The organism is Cupriavidus cauae, from assembly GCF_026210475.1.
Taxonomy (GTDB): Bacteria; Pseudomonadota; Gammaproteobacteria; order Burkholderiales; family Burkholderiaceae; genus Cupriavidus; species Cupriavidus cauae.
Genome location: NZ_CP080293.1, coordinates 105,908 through 126,549, shown reverse-complemented (window position 1 = coordinate 126,549; position 20,642 = coordinate 105,908). Strand labels below are relative to the sequence as shown.

General features: G+C 66.7%; 19 protein-coding genes and 1 pseudogene. 11 read left to right on the top strand and 9 right to left on the bottom strand.

What is annotated here, in order from left to right; translation table 11 throughout:
• Positions 1 to 9: 9 nt before the first annotated feature.
• Both KZ686_RS00585 and murJ read right to left on the bottom strand, forming a co-directional pair.
• Positions 10 to 858, bottom strand: coding sequence for a SirB1 family protein (locus tag KZ686_RS00585; protein ID WP_023263957.1), 849 nt, complete (start codon positions 856 to 858; stop codon positions 10 to 12).
• Positions 859 to 890: 32 nt separating this feature from the next.
• The gene (murJ, locus tag KZ686_RS00580) at positions 891 to 2,441 is read right to left on the bottom strand and encodes a murein biosynthesis integral membrane protein MurJ (RefSeq protein ID WP_149316694.1); all 1,551 of its coding nucleotides are present in this window, start codon (positions 2,439 to 2,441) and stop codon (positions 891 to 893) included.
• 327 nt (positions 2,442 to 2,768) lie between these two features.
• Between murJ and rpsT the strand changes: the two genes are divergently transcribed.
• Positions 2,769 to 3,035, top strand: a complete 267-nt coding sequence (rpsT, locus tag KZ686_RS00575) for a 30S ribosomal protein S20 (RefSeq protein WP_006579059.1) — start codon at positions 2,769 to 2,771, stop codon at positions 3,033 to 3,035.
• Positions 3,036 to 3,236: 201 nt separating this feature from the next.
• Here the strand turns inward: rpsT and KZ686_RS00570 are convergent, their stop codons facing one another.
• Positions 3,237 to 3,536, bottom strand: a complete 300-nt coding sequence (locus KZ686_RS00570; RefSeq protein WP_006579060.1) for a DUF3579 domain-containing protein — start codon at positions 3,534 to 3,536, stop codon at positions 3,237 to 3,239.
• Between the two features lie 393 nt (positions 3,537 to 3,929).
• On the opposite strand from KZ686_RS00570, the gene argF reads away from it, so the two are divergent.
• The 4 genes from argF (at position 3,930) to KZ686_RS00550 (ending at position 7,868) form a co-directional block, all read left to right on the top strand.
• Complete coding sequence (argF, locus tag KZ686_RS00565; RefSeq protein WP_149316695.1) at positions 3,930 to 4,853, top strand: ornithine carbamoyltransferase; 924 nt, start codon at positions 3,930 to 3,932, stop codon at positions 4,851 to 4,853.
• 176 nt (positions 4,854 to 5,029) lie between these two features.
• On the top strand, positions 5,030 to 6,259 hold the full coding sequence (locus tag KZ686_RS00560) for an argininosuccinate synthase (protein ID WP_144829900.1): 1,230 nt from the start codon (positions 5,030 to 5,032) through the stop codon (positions 6,257 to 6,259).
• Positions 6,260 to 6,427: 168 nt separating this feature from the next.
• A complete protein-coding gene (gene ppnP, locus KZ686_RS00555; protein WP_265632830.1) occupies positions 6,428 to 6,739 on the top strand; it encodes a pyrimidine/purine nucleoside phosphorylase in 312 nt (103 codons plus the stop codon).
• A gap of 88 nt (positions 6,740 to 6,827) precedes the next feature.
• Positions 6,828 to 7,868, top strand: a complete 1,041-nt coding sequence (locus tag KZ686_RS00550; RefSeq protein WP_265632829.1) for a patatin-like phospholipase family protein — start codon at positions 6,828 to 6,830, stop codon at positions 7,866 to 7,868.
• Positions 7,869 to 8,026: 158 nt separating this feature from the next.
• Here the strand turns inward: KZ686_RS00550 and murB are convergent, their stop codons facing one another.
• Complete coding sequence (gene murB / locus KZ686_RS00545; protein WP_265632827.1) at positions 8,027 to 9,037, bottom strand: UDP-N-acetylmuramate dehydrogenase; 1,011 nt, start codon at positions 9,035 to 9,037, stop codon at positions 8,027 to 8,029.
• Positions 9,038 to 9,204: 167 nt separating this feature from the next.
• Here murB and KZ686_RS00540 point away from each other — a divergent pair, with 167 nt between their 5' ends.
• Positions 9,205 to 9,690 carry a YajQ family cyclic di-GMP-binding protein gene (locus KZ686_RS00540; RefSeq protein WP_149316699.1) on the top strand — a complete coding sequence of 162 codons (486 nt, stop codon included), beginning with the start codon at positions 9,205 to 9,207 and terminating at the stop codon, positions 9,688 to 9,690.
• Positions 9,691 to 9,780: 90 nt separating this feature from the next.
• Here the strand turns inward: KZ686_RS00540 and KZ686_RS00535 are convergent, their stop codons facing one another.
• The gene (locus KZ686_RS00535; RefSeq protein WP_223819616.1) at positions 9,781 to 10,317 is read right to left on the bottom strand and encodes a DUF192 domain-containing protein; all 537 of its coding nucleotides are present in this window, start codon (positions 10,315 to 10,317) and stop codon (positions 9,781 to 9,783) included.
• Between the two features lie 275 nt (positions 10,318 to 10,592).
• Positions 10,593 to 11,207: pseudogene (locus KZ686_RS00530) on the bottom strand (pseudouridine synthase); the annotation flags it as partial.
• Positions 11,208 to 11,472: 265 nt separating this feature from the next.
• On the opposite strand from KZ686_RS00530, the gene icd reads away from it, so the two are divergent.
• Positions 11,473 to 12,723, top strand: a complete 1,251-nt coding sequence (icd, locus tag KZ686_RS00525) for an NADP-dependent isocitrate dehydrogenase (RefSeq protein WP_226107188.1) — start codon at positions 11,473 to 11,475, stop codon at positions 12,721 to 12,723.
• Positions 12,724 to 13,235: 512 nt separating this feature from the next.
• Here icd and KZ686_RS00520 read toward each other — a convergent pair.
• Positions 13,236 to 13,442 (bottom strand): cold-shock protein, encoded by a 207-nt coding sequence (locus KZ686_RS00520; protein WP_006578050.1) that lies wholly within the window; start codon positions 13,440 to 13,442, stop codon positions 13,236 to 13,238.
• A 459-nt stretch (positions 13,443 to 13,901) separates the two neighbouring features.
• On the opposite strand from KZ686_RS00520, the gene clpS reads away from it, so the two are divergent.
• The 4 genes from clpS (at position 13,902) to KZ686_RS00500 (ending at position 18,612) form a co-directional block, all read left to right on the top strand.
• Complete coding sequence (gene clpS / locus KZ686_RS00515) at positions 13,902 to 14,228, top strand: ATP-dependent Clp protease adapter ClpS (RefSeq protein WP_006578051.1); 327 nt, start codon at positions 13,902 to 13,904, stop codon at positions 14,226 to 14,228.
• Entirely contained in the window at positions 14,225 to 16,522 is a 2,298-nt protein-coding gene (gene clpA, locus KZ686_RS00510) for an ATP-dependent Clp protease ATP-binding subunit ClpA (RefSeq protein WP_149316702.1), read from the top strand. Before clpS ends, clpA begins: the two co-directional genes overlap by 4 nt.
• A 177-nt stretch (positions 16,523 to 16,699) precedes the next feature.
• A complete protein-coding gene (locus KZ686_RS00505; protein ID WP_149316703.1) occupies positions 16,700 to 17,692 on the top strand; it encodes a tripartite tricarboxylate transporter substrate-binding protein in 993 nt (330 codons plus the stop codon).
• 65 nt (positions 17,693 to 17,757) lie between these two features.
• Positions 17,758 to 18,612, top strand: coding sequence for a VOC family protein (locus KZ686_RS00500; protein WP_265632819.1), 855 nt, complete (start codon positions 17,758 to 17,760; stop codon positions 18,610 to 18,612).
• 133 nt (positions 18,613 to 18,745) lie between these two features.
• On the opposite strand, the gene dut is transcribed toward KZ686_RS00500, so the two are convergent.
• Complete coding sequence (gene dut / locus KZ686_RS00495; RefSeq protein ID WP_149316705.1) at positions 18,746 to 19,246, bottom strand: dUTP diphosphatase; 501 nt, start codon at positions 19,244 to 19,246, stop codon at positions 18,746 to 18,748.
• Between the two features lie 131 nt (positions 19,247 to 19,377).
• Entirely contained in the window at positions 19,378 to 20,577 is a 1,200-nt protein-coding gene (gene coaBC / locus KZ686_RS00490; protein WP_265632817.1) for a bifunctional phosphopantothenoylcysteine decarboxylase/phosphopantothenate--cysteine ligase CoaBC, read from the bottom strand.
• Positions 20,578 to 20,642: the final 65 nt, after the last annotated feature.

The window sequence follows — 20,642 nt, the reverse complement described above, 5'->3', positions numbered from 1 at the left end:
TTCGCCCGCTCAGTTCAGCGACCGGCTCATCATCCGCAGCGCCGGCATGCGGTCGCGGATCTGGGTCGAATCGGCCGCATCGGGCCGGGCGCTGACATAGGCCTCCAGATCTTCCAGCGCGGGCCGGAAGCATTCCAGATTCGCGTAGGCCAGGCCCCGGTCGCGCACTTCCTCGATCGAATCGGGCAGCAGGATCACCAGCCGGTTCTGCACCGCCAGCAGCCGCTGCCAGCGCGACTCCTGCAGATAGATCGCCTTCAGATTGCGCAGCATCCGCGCGATGATCTCGCGATGGCTGGCGGTCTGCAGGAACAGGCCGAGCGGCACCGCGTTCGGATCGGCGATGCCCTCGCGCTCCAGGTACGGGTCCAGCATGTCCTGCAGCTGTTCCTTGGACAGCGTCTCGCCGGTCAGCGGATCGAGCACGACCTCGCCCGCCGGAATCGACATCCGCAGCAGGAAGTGGTTGGGGAAGGAAACGCCCTTGAGCGGCAGGCCGATCTGCTGGCCCAGCTCCATGTACAGCACCGCCAGCGAGATCGGAATGCCGCGCCGCTGCCGCAGCACCACGTTCAGATACGAATTGTCGGGGTCGTAGTAGTCGTTCGCGTTGGGCCCGAAGCCCAGGTCGCGATAGAAGAAATGGTTCAGCAGGCGCAGGCGCTGGATGGCCGGGGTGCCGTCGGCGATCCGCCGTTTCAGCCGCAGGGCCAATACGTCGATGGCGGCCAGTTCGGCCTGCAGATCCAGGTCAGGGTAGGCATCCTGTGCGATCGACAGGGCCGTTTCGGTCAGCGGGATACCGCTGTCGTCCGCCACCAGCGCGGCAAAATAGTCCAGGACTTTGGTCGAGGTCATAGCGGTTCCTGGTTGCGGCCGGCGCCATGTCTTCAGGCTGCTTTGCGCTTGAAGGCAGCATAGCGCAGGCCCGTGAGCCACAGTGTACCGAAGTAGACGACCGCCGCAAGCACCAGGCACGAGGCCATCAGCGCGATCCGCAGCAGCGGGGTGGTACCCAGGGCGACCCAGTCGAAGGTGCGCGCGAACCACAGCAGCACGCCCGCCAGCAGCGTCGCCGCGGCCGACAGCTGTGCGAGGAACAGCCACCAGCCCGGCGCGGGCCGGTAGACGCCGACGCGGCGCAGGCCGATGAACAGCAGCACGGCATTGAGCGTCGCGCTGACACTGATCGACAGCGCCAGCCCTGCGTGCCCGAGCCAAGGCACGAAGGCGAGGTTGGCGAGCTGCGTCATCACCAGCATCGCGATCGCGATCTTGACCGGCGTGCGGATGTCCTGCCGCGCGTAGAAGCCGGGCGCGAGGATCTTGACCAGGATCTGGCCGACCAGGCCGACGCCGTAGGCCATCACCGCGAGCCTGGTCATCTCGACCGCATGGGCGTCGAACTTGCCGTAGTGGAACAGCACCGCGGTCAGCGGCCGGCCAAAGACATAGAGGCCGATCGCGCTCGGGATCGCCAGCAGGAAGGTCAGCCGCAGGCCCCAGTCGAGCAGCGCGGAATATTCGACGCTGTCCTCGCGCGCGCTGGCCTTCGACAGGCTCGGCAGCAGGATCGTGCCGATCGCCACGCCGAGCAGCGCGGTCGGAAACTCCATCAGGCGGTCGGCATAGGTCAGGAAGGACACGCTGCCGGTGGCCAGGCGCGAGGCGATATTGGTATTGATGATCAGGCTGATCTGCGCCACGGACACGCCCAGCAGCGCCGGGCCCATCTGCCGCAGGATGCGGCGCACGCCGGGGTCGCGCCAGGCGGCGCGCAGGTTCACGCCGATGCGCGGCAGCATGCCGATGCGCTTGAGCGCGGGCACCTGGATCGCCAGCTGCAGCAGGCCGCCGACCAGCACGCCCCAGGCCTGCGCGTAGATCGGCTGCTGCAGATGGGGCGCGACGAACAGCGCGGCGCCGATCAGCGACAGGTTCAGCAGCACCGGCGTGAAGGCGGGCACCGCGAAGTTGCGCCAGGTGTTCAGCACGCCCGAGGCCAGCGCGACCATCGAGATCAGGCCTATGTAGGGGAACATCACGCGGGTCATGAAGACGGCCGCGTCGTAGGTCTGGTTGTCGCCGCGAAAGCCGGTCGCGACGATCGTCATGATCACCGGGGCGGCCAGCACGCCGACCAGCGACACCGCGGCCAGCGCCCACGCCATCACGGTGGCGACCGCATCGACCAGCAGCCGGGTCGGCTCGTCGCCGCGCTTGCCGTGGTATTCGCCGAGGATCGGCACGAAGGCCTGCTGGAAGGCGCCCTCGCCGAAGATCCGGCGCAGCATGTTCGGGATGCGGAAGGCGACATTGAACGCGTCGGTCATGTCGGAGGCGCCGAACGCGCGGGCGATCAGGATCTCGCGGATCAGGCCGGTGATGCGCGACAGCATCGTCAGGCCGCTGATGGTGGCGAGCGATTTGAGCAGGTTCAAGGTCGGGGAGGAGAGGAAACGGTTGTGGCGCCGCCGGGACGCGTCGCCGGGCGGCGGATCGCAGTCAGACGGCCGCGGAGCGCCGAAAGTTGCAATGCCACCACACCGGGCGAGCCTGGGCCCGCCAATTGTGGCGCCAATTATACGGATTGGTGTGCGCGGCCCGCCGCCTTCGCCGACGGGCGGGATCTTCCTTGCGGCGGCTTCGATCTTGTGTGTATAATCGCCGATTCGAGAAGATAGTTGCGTTCCGGATTCGTGTGTCAGTGCATCCCGGGTCGCTCTTGTGCAATCCACGCACGCATCTGAATTCAGGATATTTACGAAATGGCAAATTCCGCACAAGCTCGCAAGCGCGCGCGTCAAGCCGTCGCCCAGAACGCGCACAATTCCAGCCTGCGCTCGCGTCTGCGCACGGCCGTCAAGGCAGTCCGCAAGGCGATCGACGCCGGCGACAAGGCCGCTGCTGCCGAGATCTTCAAGAACTCGCAAGCCGTGATCGACAGCATCGCCGACAAGAAGATCGTTCACAAGAACAAGGCAGCGCGCCACAAGTCGCGTCTGTCGGCTGCGATCAAGGCCATGGCCGCCTGATTGCCGCGTTCACCGGCCGCGCCTGGCGCGCGGTCGGCGCAGTAAAAAAGCCCGTCCGATGACGGGCTTTTTGCATTCCGCTTGGCGCTTCGGCATTGCGCTTCGGCGTTGCGCTTCGGCGTTGCGCTTCCGATTTGCGGCATTGCGCTTCGTCCTTGCCCTTCGCCCTCGGCGCGCTCCCGCGCTTATTCGTCGATGCACTCAATCCAGCGAGCAGGCCTCGACCAGCTGCAGGTGGTTGTCGCGCGCGAAGTTCAGCACGAAGTCCAGCGCCTTGGGCTCGATCTCGCGCAGCCGCGCATCGACCACCACGCATTTGACGCCGCCGGACATCACCGGGCGCACGTAAGGGGAGTAGGTCAGGCGGGGATCGCCGGTATCGCCGGGCGGGCGGAATTGCGCCATCACGCCGCACAGCCGTTCAGCCCAATCGCTCGGACGGAAGGTCTTGCCTTCCTTGGTGATGCCCTGGATGAAGTACTGGCGAACGGTGGAATTCATGGACTGCGGTGAGGCTGGTGACTCGACGGGAAACCCGCAACGGGCGCCCGTTTGACGCGGCGAGCGGCGATGGGTTCGCGCGAATCTGGCCGGAAGGCGGGGCGTCGGTCGTGGCGGGGGCACTTTTGATGCCGGCGGCGGGCGGCGGCAAGGGTATGCCGGGCCCCGCGTGAATCAGCGAGTATTATATCTTATATAAGACTGCCGCATAAGCCGGGGAGGGCTCCCCGGCGGCCCGGCCGTGCGCCCGCCCAGGCTCGCCAAAGCAGGAATAATCCCTTATGATTCCTGAACTCACATTGCGCAAGCGACGCGAAAGGCGGCTCCGCGACAGCGTGGTTCCATGACCGTTCATGGCCTCGCGTGTCCCCATCGAGCCGCCTTCTTTGTTTTATGAGCCCAACGCCGATCAAGCACTATCTCCAATTCAGCGACCTCGATGCGAAGGAGTACGAGTACCTGCTCGACCGCGCCCGGATTCTGAAGACCAAGTTCAAGAACTACGAGACCTGGCATCCGCTGCACGACCGTACGCTGGCGATGATCTTCGAGAAGAACTCGACCCGCACGCGACTGTCGTTCGAGGCCGGCATCCACCAGCTGGGCGGCCACGCGGTGTTCCTGAACACGCGCGACTCGCAGCTGGGCCGCGGCGAGCCGATCGAGGACGCCGCGCAGGTGATCTCCCGCATGGTGGACATCATCATGATCCGCACCTTCGGGCAGGAGATCATCGACCGTTTCGCCGCCCATTCGCGCGTGCCGGTGATCAACGGGCTGACCAACGAATACCATCCGTGCCAGGTGCTGGCCGACGTCTTCACCTATATCGAGCACCGCGGCAGCATCCGCGGCAAGGTGGTGGCGTGGATCGGCGATGCCAACAACATGGCCTATACCTGGATCCAGGCCGCCGAACGGCTGGGCTTCACCTTTCATTTCTCGGCGCCGCCGGGATACCAGCTCGATCCGGCGATGGTGCCGGCCAGCGCCGCGAGCCTGGTCAAGGTCTTCGACAACCCGCTGGCCGCGTGCCAGGGTGCCGATCTGGTGACCACCGACGTCTGGACCAGCATGGGCTTCGAGGCCGAGAACGAGGTGCGCAAGCGTGCCTTCCAGGACTGGATGGTGACCACCGCGATGATGGACCGCGCCAATCCCGACGCGCTGTTCATGCACTGCCTGCCGGCGCACCGCGGCGAGGAAGTCGAGGCCGCCGTGATCGACGGCCCCAAGAGCGTGGTCTGGGACGAGGCCGAGAACCGGCTGCACGTGCAGAAGGCGCTGATGGAGTACCTGCTGTGCGGGCGCTATTGAGCGACGCGTCGGATCGATGATCCGGTCGATCGCCTGGCATCCGAGCCGCGCCGTCCGGCGATGTGGCGCCCAAGCCCGGGCGGTCATGTCAAAATAGCGGCTTTCCGTTTTTCCATATCCGATGTGCGGACTGTCTTACCTGCCGGTCCGCGCCTCTTTTGCGCATCGAGTCGAACATGAGCGATATCAAGAAAGTCGTGCTCGCCTACTCCGGCGGGCTGGACACTTCGGTGATCCTGAAGTGGCTGCAAGACACCTACCAATGCGAGGTGGTCACCTTCACGGCCGACATCGGCCAGGGTGAGGAACTGGAGCCGGCTCGCCAGAAGGCGCTCAAGTTCGGCATCAAGCCCGAAAACATCTTTATCGACGACCTGCGCGAAGAATTCGTGCGCGACTTCGTCTTCCCGATGTTCCGCGCCAATGCGGTCTACGAAGGCGAATACCTGCTGGGCACGTCGATCGCCCGTCCGCTGATCGCCAAGCGCCAGATCGAGATCCTGCGCAGCACCGGCGCCGACGCCGTGTCGCACGGCGCCACCGGCAAGGGCAACGACCAGGTCCGCTTCGAGCTCGGCTATTACGGCCTGGAGCCGGGCGTCAAGGTCATCGCCCCGTGGCGCGAGTGGGACCTGCTGTCGCGCGAGAAGCTGCTGGCCTACGCCGAGAAGGCCGGCATCGAAATCGACATGAAGCACAAGAAGGGCGGCGCACCGTACTCGATGGACGCCAACCTGCTGCACATCTCGTTCGAAGGCCGCCATCTGGAAGACCCGAAGGCCGAGGCCGAGGAAGACATGTGGCGCTGGACGGTGTCGCCGGAGCAGGCGCCGGACGCGCCCGAGTTCCTCGACATCGAGTTCGAGCAGGGCGACATCGTCGCGCTGAACGGCAAGCGCATGTCGCCGGCCGAAGTGCTGACCGAACTGAACCGCCTGGGCGGCAAGCATGGCATCGGCCGTCTGGACCTGGTCGAGAACCGCTACGTCGGCATGAAGAGCCGCGGCTGCTATGAAACGCCGGGGGGCACGATCCTGCTGCGCGCCCACCGCGCGATCGAATCGATCACGCTGGACCGCGAAGTCGCCCACCTGAAGGACGACCTGATGCCGCGCTACGCCAGCCTGATCTACAACGGCTACTGGTGGAGCCCGGAGCGCCGCGCGCTGCAGGTGCTGATCGACCATACGCAGCAAAACGTCAACGGCTGGGTGCGCGTCAAGCTGTACAAGGGCAACGTCATCGTGCTGGCCCGCGATTCGAAGGACACGCTGTTCGACAAGACCATCGCCACCTTCGACGACGACTTCGGCGCCTACAACCAGGCCGACGCCGGCGGCTTCATCAAGCTGAACGCGCTGCGCATGCGCATCGCCGAGAATGCGCGCCGCCAGCGCGGCAAGTAAGCCGTCAGCGAGCGGCTGCCACGCGCATCGGTAAGGAAGGAGAGGGGCCCAGGCGGCCCCTCTTTTCATGTCCGCGCAGGTCGGCACATGTCCGCGCAGGTCCTTTCAGGCCCACGTAGGTCCATGTGGGTCCGCCCCCAACATCCATCGTTCATCAGGAGAGTCACCATGAGCCAGTTCGACAATGTTTCCGTCGTCAAGCAAGCCAATCTGTATTTCGACGGCAAATGTGTCAGCCACACCGTGCTGTTTCCGGACGGCACCCGCAAGACGCTGGGCGTGATCTTCCCCGCCTCGCTGACCTTCAACACCGGCGCGCCGGAAATCATGGAGATCAACGCCGGCGTCTGCCGCGTGCGGCTGGCGGGCTCCGACGAATGGCAGACCTACGGCGCGGGCCAGCAGTTCAACGTCCCGGGCGACAGCAGCTTCGATATCGAGGTGCAGCAGACGCTCGACTACGTCTGCCACTTCGGCTGATCGCTCGCCGCGCGTCCGCGGCCGCGCGCATGGCGCGGCCGTCTCTCCTGATCGTCCCCCTTGATCGCCCCGCTTCACGGAGTTCCGCATGGCCAATCGACACAAGCCGCTCAATCTCGCCCTGCAGGGCGGCGGCGCGCACGGCGCCTTCGGCTGGGGCGTGCTCGACGCGCTGCTGGAGGATGGCCGCCTGCGTTTCGACGGCATCAGCGGCACCAGCGCCGGCTCGATGAACGCGGTGGTGATGATCGACGGCCTGCTCGAAGGTGGCCCGGAACGCGCGCGCGAGAAGCTGCACGACTTCTGGTTCGGCGTGTCGCGCGCCGGCTCGCCGTTCTCGACGCTGGGCCAGCAGACGGTCGACTGGCTGTCCGGCCAGCCCGGCAACAGCTGGCCGCTGCAGGACTGGATGCGGATGTGGTCCGGCTGGTGGAGCGCAACCGCGCAGGGCAGCACGTTCAACCCGTTGCGCTCGCTGCTCGAGGATCAGGTCGACTTCGAGCGCGTGCGAGCCTGCCCGGAAACGAAGCTGTTCATCGCCGCCACGGACGTCAACAGCGGCAACGTGCGGGTGTTCCAGACCGCCGATCTCACCGTCGACGCGGTGCTGGCCTCGGCCTGTTTGCCGTACCTGTATCCGGCCATCGAGATCGGCGAGCGGTACTACTGGGACGGCGGCTACATGGGCAATCCGGTGCTGTTCCCGTTCTTCTACCAGACCGCGACGCGCGACATCCTGGTCGTCCATATCAATCCGATCTCGCGCCCCGACGTGCCCACGCAGCCGCAGGAAGTGATGGAGCGGCTCAACGAGATCACCTTCAACGCGTCGCTGCTGCGCGAGATGCGTGCGATCGCCTTTGTGCAGAAGCTGCTCGATGAGGAGTGGCTCAAGCCCGAATACCGCGACAAGCTCAAATACATCCTGCTGCATTCGATCCGCGCCGACGAGGCGCTGGCGGACCTGTCGTCGTCGACCAAGCTGGTGACCGACTGGAATTTCCTGCTGATGCTGCGCGAGCGCGGACGCACCGCCGCGCAGGCCTGGCTCGAGCAGCATTACGATGCCGTCGGCAAGCGCGGCACCGTCGATATCCGCAAGGAGTTCCTGCAGGATCTGCCGTTGTAACCGGTCAGCGCGCAAGCACCGGCGGGCAACCTCGGCGGCCAACATCGGCGGGGAACCATCGAGCCGCTGTGGGCATGCTCCCCTCTCCCGCGGGCCGGGGGAGGGGGGAAAGGGCGCTCGCAGTACCGCCGAAGCTACCGCCGGAACTACCGTCCGGACTACAGCACCACCGGCTCGGGCTCGATCCCGACGCCAAAGCGCTCCCGCACCGTATCGGCGATGCGCGCCGCCAGCGCCAGCAGCGCACGGCCGTCGCCGCCGCCATGGTGCACGAGCACCAGCGCCTGCCGCTCGTGCACGCCGACCGGGCCTTCGCGCAGGCCCTTGAATCCGCAGCGATCGATCAGCCAGCCCGCGGCAAGCTTGTAGCTGCCGTCCGGCTGCAGATGGCTGACCAGGTCCGGATGCGCGGCCACCAGCGCGTCGCGCTGGGCGGCGCTGACCACCGGATTCTTGAAGAAGCTGCCGGCATTGCCCAGCACCGCGGGGTCGGGCAGCTTGCGCTGGCGGATCGCGATGACCGCGTCGCGGATCGCGGCCGCATCGGGTGCCGGATGATCGTGCAGCTCGCGGGCGAGCTCGGCATAGCCGAGCGCCGGCTGCCAGCGGCGCGGCAGGCGCAGCGTGACCGCGGTGATCACGTAGCGATCCCGGCCGGCCTGCTTGAACAGGCTGTCCCGATAACCGAAGGCGCAATCGCTCAGGCTCAGCGTGACGAAGCCGCGGGTTTGCCGGTCCCAGGCGCGCAGGCTGTCAAAGCGCTCGCGCAGCTCGACGCCGTAGGCGCCGATGTTCTGGATCGGCGCGGCGCCCACGCTGCCGGGAATCAGCGCCAGGTTCTCGAGCCCCGGCATGCCGTCGGCGATGGTCCGATTGACGGTTGCGTGCCAGTTCTCGCCGGCACCCACCGTCACCAGCCAGGCGTCGTCGTCGCTGGCGACGGTGTAGCCCGGAATTTGCATCAGCAGCACGACCGCATCGAGATCGCCGGTCAGCACCACGTTGCTGCCGCCGCCCAGCACGACCACCGGCCGCTGCGCGGCGCGGGGGTCGGCGAGCGCCTCGACGAGGTCGCTTTCGCTGCGCACCGCCATCGCAAAGCGCGCGCGTACGTCGAAACCCAATGTGTTGTGCTGGCGCAGCGGATAAAATTCGTGGAAATCTGCCATGCGGAAAAAGTTGCCGGACGAGGATGCCCGAACAGGGGGATGGAGCGGAACGGCCTGGACTGCAGGGTTGGCTGGATTATACGGAACCGCCGGCGAGGGCCGGCCAGGTTCAGGGACCGAACAGGGTACCGAGGTCCGAGGTACCGGAAATACAAAAGGAGTAGGCGATGCCGTCGTTTGACGTGGTGTGCGAAGCGAATATGGTCGAGGTCAAGAATGCGGTCGAGCAGGCCAACAAGGAAATCTCGACGCGCTTCGACTTCAAGGGTTCCGATTCCCGTGTCGAGCAGAAGGAAGGCGAACTGACCGCGTTTGCCGATGACGACTTCAAGCTCGGCCAGGTCAAGGACGTGCTGCTCAGCAAGATGGCCAAGCGCAATGTCGACGTGCGCTTCCTCGACTATGGCAAGACCGAGAAGATCAGCGGCGACAAGGTCAAGCAGGTCATCACGATCAAGAAGGGCGTTACCGGCGATCTGGCCAAGAAGATCGTGCGCATGATCAAGGACAGCAAGATCAAGGTGCAGGCCAGCATCCAGGGTGATGCGGTGCGCGTGTCGGGCGCGAAGCGCGACGATCTGCAAAACGTGATTGCGATGCTGCGCAAGGACGTGTCCGAGGCACCGCTGGACTTCAACAACTTCCGGGACTGAAGTCCGGATCGGGGCCTGATGGGCCCTGCGATGCCGACGCGGCCTCTGAAGGCCGCGTCTTCCTTCCGGCCTGCTCTTTACGGGGCCGTCTTATTGCGGGGGCAGGCCGCCGATCTTCGCGCCGGCCTTGATGCCCTTCTGCGCGAACCAGCCCTGGTTCATCTCCAGCGCATAGCGGATCGCCGCCTTTGGGCAGTGGTTGTCCTCGCTGTGCGGCCGCATGTCCTCGATGTTGACGATGGTGCCGTCGTCGGCCAGGAAGGCGATCGACAGCGGCAGCTCGGTGTTCTTCATCCAGAAGCAGTGACCGGCCTTCTGCTCGAACACGAACAGCATGCCGGCGTTGGCGGGCATCGACTTGCGGTACATCAGCCCTTGCTGGCGGGATTGCTGATCGGCGGCGACCTCGGCGCGGATCACGTACATGCCCGCGCTCAGCGACACCACCGGCAGCCGCTGCTGCGTTTGCGTTTGCCCGTGCGCGAGCGGTGCCAGCAGCGCCGCGCCACAGGCGAGGGCGGCGAGCCGGCGTGCCAGGCGGCGGCGGGGCGAAGACAGGAGGGCGCAATCGAGCGGCGCGGCGGACGACGGACAGCGGACAGGCATGGCGGAAAGGGCGAGGGTCATGTCGGCGGAGTCAGGAAAACGCGGCGCGACGCGGCGGAACCGCAGCGGAACGCAGCCGCAAGCATAGCGCAGCGCGGCTAGCCCGGCCGCCGGCGGCGGCTGGGGCCGGCAGTCCGGTCCGAGTCGTTACGGCCGGCGTTGGTGCGGCCGGTGTTGGTACGACCCGCGTCGGTACGGCGGGCCTTGCCGGGGCCGGCGTTTTCGGGGCTCGTGCCGGTGCGCCCCGGACTGGCGGGGCCGGGGCTCGTGCGGCCCGGCTTCGTGCGGCCCGAGTTGGCGCCACCGGAACTTGGCCGAGGCCGGACGGGCGTGGCGCCACGGGCAGGCCCGCTCATGCCCAGGCTCTGCGGCGCGACCTCCTGCCATTGCCCCGGGGCGAGACCCAGCTGGCGCAGGTCCAGCGCGCCGATGCCGACCCGGACCAGCCGCAGCGTCGGGTAGCCGACCGCCGCGGTCATGCGGCGCACCTGCCGGTTCTTGCCCTCGTGGATCACGATCTCCAGCCACTGCGTCGGGATCGCGGCGCGAAAGCGGATCGGCGGCGTGCGCGGCCACAGGAAATCCGGCTCGTCGATCAACGTGGCCTGCGCCGGCAGGGTTTGGAAGTCGCCAAGGTCGAGGCCGGCGCGCAGCCGGGCCAGCGCGGCCTCGTCCGGCACGCCTTCGACCTGCGCCAGATAGGTCTTGGCCAGCTTCTGGCGCGGGTCGGCGATGCGCGCCTGCAGCACGCCGTCATCGGTCAGCAGCAGCAGCCCCTCGCTGTCGGCGTCGAGCCGGCCGGCGGGATAGACGTCCGGCATCGCGATCCAGTCGGCGAGCGTCTGCCGGCTCGGATGGGGCGAGAACTGGCTCATGGTGCCGAACGGCTTGTTCAGGGCGATCAATGTCATGGGGAAACCGGTGCGGGAAAGGCGCCAGTATGCCGCAGCGGGCATGACGCAAGCGGCTGTCCGGGATGGCGGATGATGAAAAATTGCTGCATAATACGAAACCGGTCTTGTGTCTTATATAAGACCCAGATAGGACGCAGTCTCGCGATGCAGCAATGCCGGTGTCGCGAGGGCCGTTACAATGCCTCCCGCTAGGCCCGCATTTCGCCGTCTGGTCACGAACCCGCCGGCCGTTCGAAAACCCCCGTTCCGTACTGGAGACGTCATGTACCAACACATCAAGGTCCCGGCCGGTGAGAAGATCACGGTCAACCAGGATCTCTCGCTGAATGTTCCGGACAACCCGATCATCCCTTATATCGAAGGCGACGGTACCGGCTTCGATATCACCCCGGTGATGATCAAGGTGGTGGACGCGGCCGTGGCCAAGGCCTACGCCGGCAAGCGCAAGATCTCCTGGATGGAGATCTACGCCGGCGAGAAGTCGACCAAGGTCTATGGCCCGGATGTGTGGCTGCCCGACGAAACCCTGGACGTGCTGCGTGAATACGTGGTCTCGATCAAGGGCCCGCTGACCACGCCGGTCGGCGGCGGTATCCGCTCGCTGAACGTCGCGCTGCGCCAGCAGCTGGACCTGTATGTCTGCCTGCGCCCGGTGCGCTATTTCAAGGGCGTCCCCTCGCCGGTGCGCGAGCCCGAGAAGACCGACATGGTGATCTTCCGTGAGAACTCGGAAGACATCTACGCCGGTATCGAGTGGGAAGCCGATAGCGAGCAGGCCAAGAAGGTCATCGCCTTCCTGCAGAACGAAATGGGCGTCAAGAAGATCCGCTTCCCGGAAACCTCGGGTATCGGCGTCAAGCCCGTGTCGAAGCAGGGCACCCAGCGCCTGGTCCGCAAGGCCATCCAGTACGCGATCGACAACGACAAGCCCTCGGTGACCCTGGTCCACAAGGGCAACATCATGAAGTTCACCGAAGGCGGCTTCCGCGATTGGGGCTACGAGCTGGCGCAGAAGGAATTCGGTGCCGAGCTGATCGATGGCGGCCCGTGGTGCAAGTTCAAGAATCCGAAGACCGGCAAGGACATCATCGTCAAGGACGCGATCGCTGACGCGTTCCTGCAGCAGATCCTGCTGCGTCCCGCCGAGTACTCGGTGATCGCCACGCTGAACCTGAACGGCGACTACATCTCCGACGCGCTGGCCGCGCAGGTCGGCGGCATCGGCATCGCGCCGGGCGCCAACCTGTCGGATTCGGTGGCGATGTTCGAAGCGACCCACGGTACCGCGCCGAAGTACGCCGGCAAGGACTACGTGAATCCGGGTTCGGAAATCCTGTCGGCCGAAATGATGCTGCGCCATATGGGCTGGACCGAGGCGGCGGACCTGATCATCTCGTCGATGGAGAAGTCGATCCTGTCGAAGAAGGTCACGTACGACTTCGCCCGTCTGCTCGAAGGCGCGACCCAGGTCTCGTGCTCGGGCTTCGGTCAGGTGATGATCGACAATATGTAATCGCCCGCTTCGCGCGCGTCGCGCTGCCTCTCGGCTGCGCGGTGCGCGGTGTTGGCGCGAACCCCCGTTGCCGTCAGGTAGCGGGGGTTTGTTTTTTTGAGCCGGGTTTAAAGCGGGCCGATGTAGGCGACCAACGTGGACGACCAACGTGGGCGGCCAAGGTCGGCGGCCAAGGTGGGCAGCCAAGGTCGGCAGCCAAGGTCGGCGGCCAAGGTCGGCGGCCAAGGTGGGTCGCCAAGGTCGGCGGCCAAGGTGGGTGGCCAGGATCTATGGCCCAGGGAGGTGGTCGATGTGGGCGGCCGATATGGGTCACCGATGCCGGCGGCCGATGTGGGCGGCCGATGCGGGGGTGCCGGAATGGAAAAGGCCCGGCATTGCCGGGCCCTTTCCCCAGGATTCAACGACCTGCGCCTCGGCAATCGATGATCCGATTGCCCCCGCCGGACGCCTGCCGCCGAAGCCTGTAGCGACCGCCGCGCGCTCTGTCGGCCGGTGCGGTCGCGATGTCGCGCTCAGGCGGCGCTCTGGATGTTCGTGGCTTGCTTGCCCTTCGGACCTTGCACGATTTCGAATGAAACGCGCTGGCCCTCTTTCAGGGTTTTGAAGCCATTCATCTGGATAGCCGAAAAGTGCGCAAACAGTTCTTCGTTACCGTCGTCCGGGGTGATAAACCCGAAGCCCTTGGCATCATTGAACCATTTGACCGTACCGCTTGCCATAAACTCCCCCAACGAAAAAACAGATTTCAAACAGGGGGGCGCTCAGGCCAGCCGCCGGCGCAACGCACCGTTGCACCAAACACTGCAGCGCCTCTGTCGAGGCGCCGCTGCCAGCTCCGTAGGCCTCCCTGCTCACGGAGCACTCGAGGTCCGGTCTGTTGCTTTGGCTCGCGGGACCGGACCTGAATGTCCGAACGATTCTTCTGGCAAACAATCAGACTGTCAACCCGGCACATTCCCGACCCTGATGCCAATGTGGCAGGAATGGGACGGCGGGCAACCGTGCTACTGTGACGGCTCGCGCAGCGCGCATTGGCACGCCCTCGGGCACGCCGTTCCCCGCTGCGCCGGGCGGCGCGGTTGGAGGGGCGAGGATTGGTCCGGAAATGGTAGCTGGCCCTTGAAACCGACAGCTTTTGCCCAAATTGCAGACTTGAGCGGAGGGGTTAGAATAAAGCCATGGCTACACGGCTGGCGAATGTCCCACAACGCGATGCAGGCACCGTACTGGAGCGGAAAGAGCAGGCGCTCAAACCGCCGGCCATGTACAAGGTCGTCCTGCTGAACGACGACTACACTCCGATGGAGTTTGTCGTCATGATCCTGCAACAGTATTTCAGCAGGGACCGAGAAACGGCGACGCAAATCATGCTGACCGTCCATCGGGAAGGCAAGGGAGTCTGCGGTATCTATACCAGGGATATCGCCGCGACGAAGGTCGAGCTGGTGTCAACGCACGCGCGGCAGGCAGGGCATCCACTGCAGTGCGTGATGGAGGAAGCATGATTGCGCAAGAACTGGAAGTCAGCCTGCATATGGCCTTCGTCGAGGCCAGGCAGGCACGCCACGAATTCATCACCGTGGAGCACCTGCTGTTGGCGTTGCTGGACAACCCGACCGCAGCGGAAGTTCTGCGCGCCTGCGCGGCCAATATCGAGGACCTGCGCACCAGCCTGAAGAATTTCATCGTCGACAACACCCCCGTCGTGCCTGGTACCGACGAGGTGGACACGCAGCCGACGCTCGGCTTTCAGCGCGTGATTCAGCGCGCGATCATGCATGTCCAGTCGACCTCCAACGGCAAGAAGGAAGTCACCGGCGCCAACGTGCTGGTGGCCATCTTCGGCGAGAAGGACTCGCACGCCGTCTACTACCTGCAACAGCAGGGCGTGACGCGCCTGGACGTCGTCAACTTCATCAGCCACGGCATCCGCAAGGATCAGTCCGAGCCCGCCAAGCATGGCGACGGCGCGGCCGAGGGCGAGGGCGGCGACGGCAAGGAAAGCCCGCTGGAGCAGTACACCCAGAACATGAACGCGCTGGCCAAGGCCGGCAAGATCGATCCGCTGATCGGCCGCGAGAGCGAAGTCGAGCGCGTGGTGCAGGTCCTGTGCCGGCGGCGCAAGAACAATCCGCTGCTGGTCGGCGAGGCCGGCGTCGGCAAGACCGCGATCGCCGAAGGCCTGGCCTGGCGGATCACCAAGAACGAGGTGCCCGACATCCTCGAGAAGGCGGTCGTCTACTCGCTGGACATGGGCGCGCTGCTGGCCGGCACCAAGTACCGCGGCGACTTCGAGCAGCGCCTCAAGGGCGTGCTGAAATCGCTGAAGGACAACCCCAACGCGATCCTGTTCATCGACGAGATCCACACGCTGATCGGCGCGGGCGCCGCCTCGGGCGGCACGCTGGACGCCAGCAACCTGCTGAAGCCGGCGCTGTCGTCGGGCCAGCTCAAGTGCATCGGCGCCACGACGTTCACTGAATATCGCGGCATCTTCGAGAAAGATGCGGCGCTTTCGCGGCGCTTCCAGAAGATCGACGTGGTCGAACCCTCGGTCGACCAGACCGTGCAGATCCTGCGCGGCCTGAAGTCGCGCTTCGAGGAGCACCACGGCGTCAAGTACGCCTCGGCGGCGCTGACCGCGGCGGCCGAGCTGTCGGCGCGCTTCATCACCGACCGTCATCTGCCCGACAAGGCGATCGATGTGATCGATGAGGCCGGCGCAGCGCAGCGGATCCTGCCGAAGTCCAAGCAGAAGAAGACCATCGGCAAGGGCGAGATCGAGGACATCGTCTCGCGCATCGCCCGCATCCCGCCGCAGAGCGTCAACCAGGACGACCGCAGCAAGCTGCAGACGCTGGACCGCGATCTGAAGTCGGTGGTGTTCGGCCAGGATCCGGCGATCGAGGCGCTCGCCTCGGCGATCAAGATGTCGCGCGCGGGCCTGGGCAAGACCGACAAGCCGATCGGCTCCTTCCTGTTCTCCGGCCCGACCGGTGTCGGCAAGACCGAAGTGGCGAAGCAGCTGGCCTTCATCATGGGCATCGAGCTGATCCGCTTCGACATGTCCGAATACATGGAGCGCCATGCGGTGAGCCGCCTGATCGGCGCGCCCCCGGGCTACGTGGGCTTCGACCAGGGCGGTCTGCTGACCGAGGCAGTGACGAAGAAGCCGCACTGCGTGCTGCTGCTGGACGAGATCGAAAAGGCGCATCCGGATATCTTCAACATCCTGCTGCAGGTGATGGACCACGGTTCGCTGACCGACAACAACGGCCGGCGCGCGGACTTCCGCAACGTGATCATCATCATGACGACCAACGCCGGCGCCGAGACCATGAACCGGGCGACGATCGGCTTCACGTCGTCGCGCGAGCAGGGCGACGAGATGGCGGACATCAAGCGGATGTTCACGCCCGAGTTCCGCAACCGGCTCGACGCGATCATCAGCTTCCGCTCGCTGGACGAGGAAATCATCCTGCGCGTGGTCGACAAGTTCCTGATGCAGCTGGAAGAGCAACTGCACGAGAAGAAGGTCGAGGCCAGCTTCACCGAGAAGCTGCGCAAGTTCCTGGCGCGCAAGGGCTTCGATCCGCTGATGGGCGCGCGTCCGATGCAACGGCTGATCCAGGACATGATCCGCAAGGCCCTGGCCGACGAACTGCTGTTCGGCCAGCTGGCGTCGGGCGGCAAGGTCGTGGTCGACCTGGACGAGAAGGACCAGATCAAGCTGGAGTTCGCCGAGATCGATACCGAGCCGCCGGAGGCGCCGGAAAGCGAGCAACGCGCGGAGGCCTGATCGCAGGAAAGGAAGCGGGTGGCGGGGCGGACAAGGCCCGTCACCCGCGTTCCATGCTATCCTTCGGCAAAATAGTACGGGGCGGCAGCGATGCCGCCCCTATTCATTTGGCCGAGCACGGTGCGGGCCGCCGCCTGACGCGGCGCCGAGCCTGCCGGCAAGCTGAACGAGCCACCGATGTTTCGCCTGCGTCGTCTGATGCTGAAGTCGCTGCCGCTGGCCGCGACGTCCCCGATCCCGTTGACCGCCCACGCTTTGCCGGGCGAGTCCGCGAGCACGTACGGCGGCCACGTGGCGATGGTGCTGCCGATCCCGCCGGGCGGCAGCGGCGACGTGGTGGCCCGCCAGCTGCAGCCGGGCCTGAAGCAGGCGCTCGGCCAGCCGGTGGTGGTCGATCACCGTCCCGGCGCCGCGGGCCTGCAGGCCGCCGCCGCGGTGGCGCGCGCCCGGCCCGATGGGCAGACGCTGCTGATGGCCTTCGACAGCCTCGCCCTGCAGCCGATCGCCTACAAGCAGCTGCCGTACGACACCTTCCGCGACTTCACGCCGATCTCGCAGCTGGCGCGTCATCCGCTGGTGGTCGCCGTCCATCCTTCGCTGCCCGTCGACAATATTCGTGCGCTGATCGGCCTGGCCCGGCAGCGTGACGAAGCGATCCGGGTCGCGTCGCCCGGCTCCGGCAGCCTGAGTCAGCTGGCCGCGCAGGCGCTGGCGAGCGAGGGCGGGGCGTCGTGGCGGCACGTGGCATTCAAGGGCACGGGGCCGGCGGTGCAGGCGGTGCTGTCGGACCAGGCGGACCTGGTGCTGGCGAGCTACGCGGCCGTGCAGGCCCACCTGCAGACGCGCACGCTAAAGGCGCTGGCCGTGACCGGCGAGCGCCGGCTGGCACAGCTGCCGCAGGTGCCGACCGTCGCGGAGCAGGGCCTGGCGGGCTTCGAGGCCTATGGCTGGATCGGCGTGTTCGGTCCGGCCGGACTGCCGGCGGCCGTGGTCGGTCGCCTGCATGGCGCCCTGTCGAACGCGATTCGCGCGCCGCGGGTCGCCTCGGCGCTGGCCGCGCATGGCCTCGAACCCGTGGCAGGTACACCCGAAGCGCTGGGCCAGCTGGTCCGGCGCGAGCACGACAGGTGGCAGGCGGTTGCCCGCCATGCCAATCTTCAGTTCGAATAATCGCCCCGAGACCGATCTCCGATCGATCCGGGCAATCGTCCCACCGTGACGCAAGGACAGCGGCAATGACAGCGACCATCGCAGCGCAGCGCCAGTTCGACCATGCCGTCGTGATCTGCCCCGACCTGGATGCCGCCGCGCAGACCTGGCAACGGCTCGGCTTCACGCTGACGCCGCGGGGCTTCCATACGCTGGGCTCGCAGAACCATTGCGTGATGCTGGCTCGCGACTATCTCGAGCTGATGCATGTCGACGGCCCCAGCGAGGCGCTGCAGTACTACTGGCACAGCCAGCAGCACGGCGGGGGCTGCGCCGCGCTGTCGTGCCGCAGCGACGATGCGGTGGCCGATGCCGCGACCCTGCGCGGCGGCGGCTGGCATACCGCCGAGCCGGTCGAGTTCTCGCGTCCGGTGCGCCTGGACGACGGATCGGAACACCCGGCCACCTTCCGCGTAACCGCGATGGACGACGCGCCCGGCGCCCGCTTCTTCCTGTGCGAGCACCGCACGCCCGAGCTGCTGTGGCGGCCGGAATGGATGACGCACGCGAACGGTGCGCAGGCGATCGGGACGATGTTCCTGGTGGTGGCGCCGTCGCTGGTCGATGCCGCCGCGCGGGCCTATGCCGAACTGATGGGCGCCGAGCTGACCCAGCTGAGCGAGCACGTCTGCAGCTTGGCCGTCGGCGACGCGACGCTCGTGTTGTCGACCCCGCAGGCCCTTGCCGCCGCGACCGGCACGGGCCATATCCGCCAGGCGGTGCCGGGCTATGCGGCAATCCGCTTGCGCACCGCGTCGCTGGAACAGGGGCGCGCGCTGTGGCGCGAGGCCGGCGTGCCCAGCCTCGACCTGAGCGCGACCGAGACGCTGATCCCGGCCCACGCGGCCGCCGGCGTCGCGCTGCTGTTCGAGCAGCGCTGAGGCCCGGTCACCGGGCCGGTGACTGCGCAGGGGACCGCGCCGGCGACTGCGGCGGCAACTGCGTTGGTGACTGCGTGGGTGGCTGCGTTGGCGACCGCGCCAGTGACCGCCTCGGTGACCGCGCCGGCGACCCTCAGGCTGCCGCGCCGCCGTGATGCACGCCGGTCGAGCCGAAGCCGCCGGCGCCGCGCGCCGATTCGCTCGAGAACGCTTCCACCGTCGTGAAGACCGGGCGCAGCACCGGCACGAACATCATCTGCGCGATGCGCTCGCCCGGCTGGATCACGATCGGCTCGGTGCCCGGCGCATTGCGGTTCCAGACGCTGACCATGATCGGGCCCTGGTAGTCGGCGTCGATCACGCCGATCGAGTTGCCCAGCACCAGGCCCTTCTTGTGTCCCAGGCCCGAGCGCGGCGCGATCGTCGCGGCCATATACGGGTTGCCCATATGCACCGCGATGCCGGCCGGCACCAGTTGCGCGGGCGTGCCCGGCTCGATCGTCAGCGGCGCGTCCAGGCAGGCGTGCAGGTCGATCGCGGCGGCCATGTCGCTCTGGTAGCTGGGCAGGCCCCACTCATGCAGGCGCGCGTCCAGGATCTTGATTTCGACGGTCGGGTTCGGGGAAGCGGTCATGGGAATGTGCGAATCGGGAATATGGAATACGGGAATACGGGATCAGGGGCTCGAAGGGAGACCGTGTTCCCCTTCTCCGCCTCAGGTGGAGAGGGGAGACAAGCAGGGGGCGGTGATATGCGCGATGCCGGTCAAGGCCGCGCGACCGGCAGCCGCTCGGCGATCGCCGCCACCAGCTGCCGGGCCAGCGCCAGCTTGTCCGCCCGCGGCAGACGCGTGGCGCCGCGCTCGTCGAACAGCACGATCTCGTTCTCGTCCAGGCCGAAGGTGTGGTGGCCGATATTGCCGACCAGCAGCGGCACGCCCTTGCGGCGGCGCTTCTGCTCGCCGTACTGCTCCAGGTTTTCGCTTTCGGCGGCAAAGCCCACGCAATAGGGCGCATCCGGCCGGGCCGCCACGGTGGCCAGGATGTCCGGGTTCTGCACGAAGCGCAGCGTCGGCGTGTCGGTGTCGTTGGCCTTCTTCAGCTTCTGCTCCGCCACCTCGGCCGGGCGCCAGTCGGCCACCGCGGCCACCGCGACGAAGACGTCGGTGCCGCGCAGTTGCGACAGCACCGCGTCGTGCATCTGCTGAGCGCTCTGCACGTCGATGCGGGCGACGCCGCGCGGGGTCGGCAGCCCGGTCGGGCCCGCCACCACCAGCACGTCGGCGCCGGCCTCGCGCGCCGCGCGCGCGAGCGCGAAGCCCATCTTGCCCGACGAGCGGTTGGTGATGCCGCGCACCGGATCGATCGCCTCGAAGGTCGGGCCGGCGGTGATCAGCATGCGGCGGCCCGCCAGCACCTTCGGCTGGAAGTGGGCCACGATATCGTCGAGCAGTTCCTCGGGCTCCAGCATGCGGCCGTCGCCGACCTCGCCGCAGGCCTGGTCGCCGCTGCCCGGACCGAGCACCGCGACGCCGTCGGCGCGCAGCTGCGCGATGTTGCGCTGGGTCGCGGGCGCCATCCACATCTGCCGGTTCATCGCCGGCGCCACCAGCAGCGGGCAATCGCGCGCGATGCACAGCGTCGACAGCAGGTCGTCGCACAGGCCGTTGGCCAGCCGCGCGAGGAAATCGGTCGAGGCCGGCGCGATCACGATCGCATCGGCCTCGCGCGACAGGTCGATATGCGCCATGTTGTTGGCGATCCGGCCGTCCCATTGCGAGGTGAACACGGGGCGCCCGGACAGCGCCTGCATCGTGACCGGCGTGATGAACTGCGTCGCCGCCTCGGTCATCACGACCTGGACGGTGGCGCCGGCCTTGGTCAGCAGCCGGACCAGCTCGGCCGACTTGTAGCAGGCGATGCCGCCGGTCAGCCCGAGTACGAGATGTTTGCCGCGCAGATCCATGGAGTGGCCTTCGATGCGAGGGGGAGGGAGTCGATGATACCGGCGCGCCGAACGACGCGCCGGCT

Coding starts and splice junctions, on each gene's coding strand:
- icd (WP_226107188.1), top strand. CDS start 11,473: ATGTACCAACACATCAAGGTCCCGGCCGGTGAGAAGATCACGGTCAAC.
- clpA (WP_149316702.1), top strand. CDS start 14,225: ATGATTGCGCAAGAACTGGAAGTCAGCCTGCATATGGCCTTCGTCGAG.
- KZ686_RS00550 (WP_265632829.1), top strand. CDS start 6,828: ATGGCCAATCGACACAAGCCGCTCAATCTCGCCCTGCAGGGCGGCGGC.
- KZ686_RS00520 (WP_006578050.1), bottom strand. CDS start 13,442: ATGGCAAGCGGTACGGTCAAATGGTTCAATGATGCCAAGGGCTTCGGG.
- argF (WP_149316695.1), top strand. CDS start 3,930: ATGAGCCCAACGCCGATCAAGCACTATCTCCAATTCAGCGACCTCGAT.
- KZ686_RS00570 (WP_006579060.1), bottom strand. CDS start 3,536: ATGAATTCCACCGTTCGCCAGTACTTCATCCAGGGCATCACCAAGGAA.
- murB (WP_265632827.1), bottom strand. CDS start 9,037: ATGGCAGATTTCCACGAATTTTATCCGCTGCGCCAGCACAACACATTG.
- rpsT (WP_006579059.1), top strand. CDS start 2,769: ATGGCAAATTCCGCACAAGCTCGCAAGCGCGCGCGTCAAGCCGTCGCC.
- KZ686_RS00540 (WP_149316699.1), top strand. CDS start 9,205: ATGCCGTCGTTTGACGTGGTGTGCGAAGCGAATATGGTCGAGGTCAAG.
- KZ686_RS00585 (WP_023263957.1), bottom strand. CDS start 858: ATGACCTCGACCAAAGTCCTGGACTATTTTGCCGCGCTGGTGGCGGAC.
- KZ686_RS00500 (WP_265632819.1), top strand. CDS start 17,758: ATGACAGCGACCATCGCAGCGCAGCGCCAGTTCGACCATGCCGTCGTG.
- dut (WP_149316705.1), bottom strand. CDS start 19,246: ATGACCGCTTCCCCGAACCCGACCGTCGAAATCAAGATCCTGGACGCG.
- ppnP (WP_265632830.1), top strand. CDS start 6,428: ATGAGCCAGTTCGACAATGTTTCCGTCGTCAAGCAAGCCAATCTGTAT.
- KZ686_RS00505 (WP_149316703.1), top strand. CDS start 16,700: ATGTTTCGCCTGCGTCGTCTGATGCTGAAGTCGCTGCCGCTGGCCGCG.
- KZ686_RS00535 (WP_223819616.1), bottom strand. CDS start 10,317: ATGACCCTCGCCCTTTCCGCCATGCCTGTCCGCTGTCCGTCGTCCGCC.
- clpS (WP_006578051.1), top strand. CDS start 13,902: ATGGCTACACGGCTGGCGAATGTCCCACAACGCGATGCAGGCACCGTA.
- KZ686_RS00560 (WP_144829900.1), top strand. CDS start 5,030: ATGAGCGATATCAAGAAAGTCGTGCTCGCCTACTCCGGCGGGCTGGAC.
- coaBC (WP_265632817.1), bottom strand. CDS start 20,577: ATGGATCTGCGCGGCAAACATCTCGTACTCGGGCTGACCGGCGGCATC.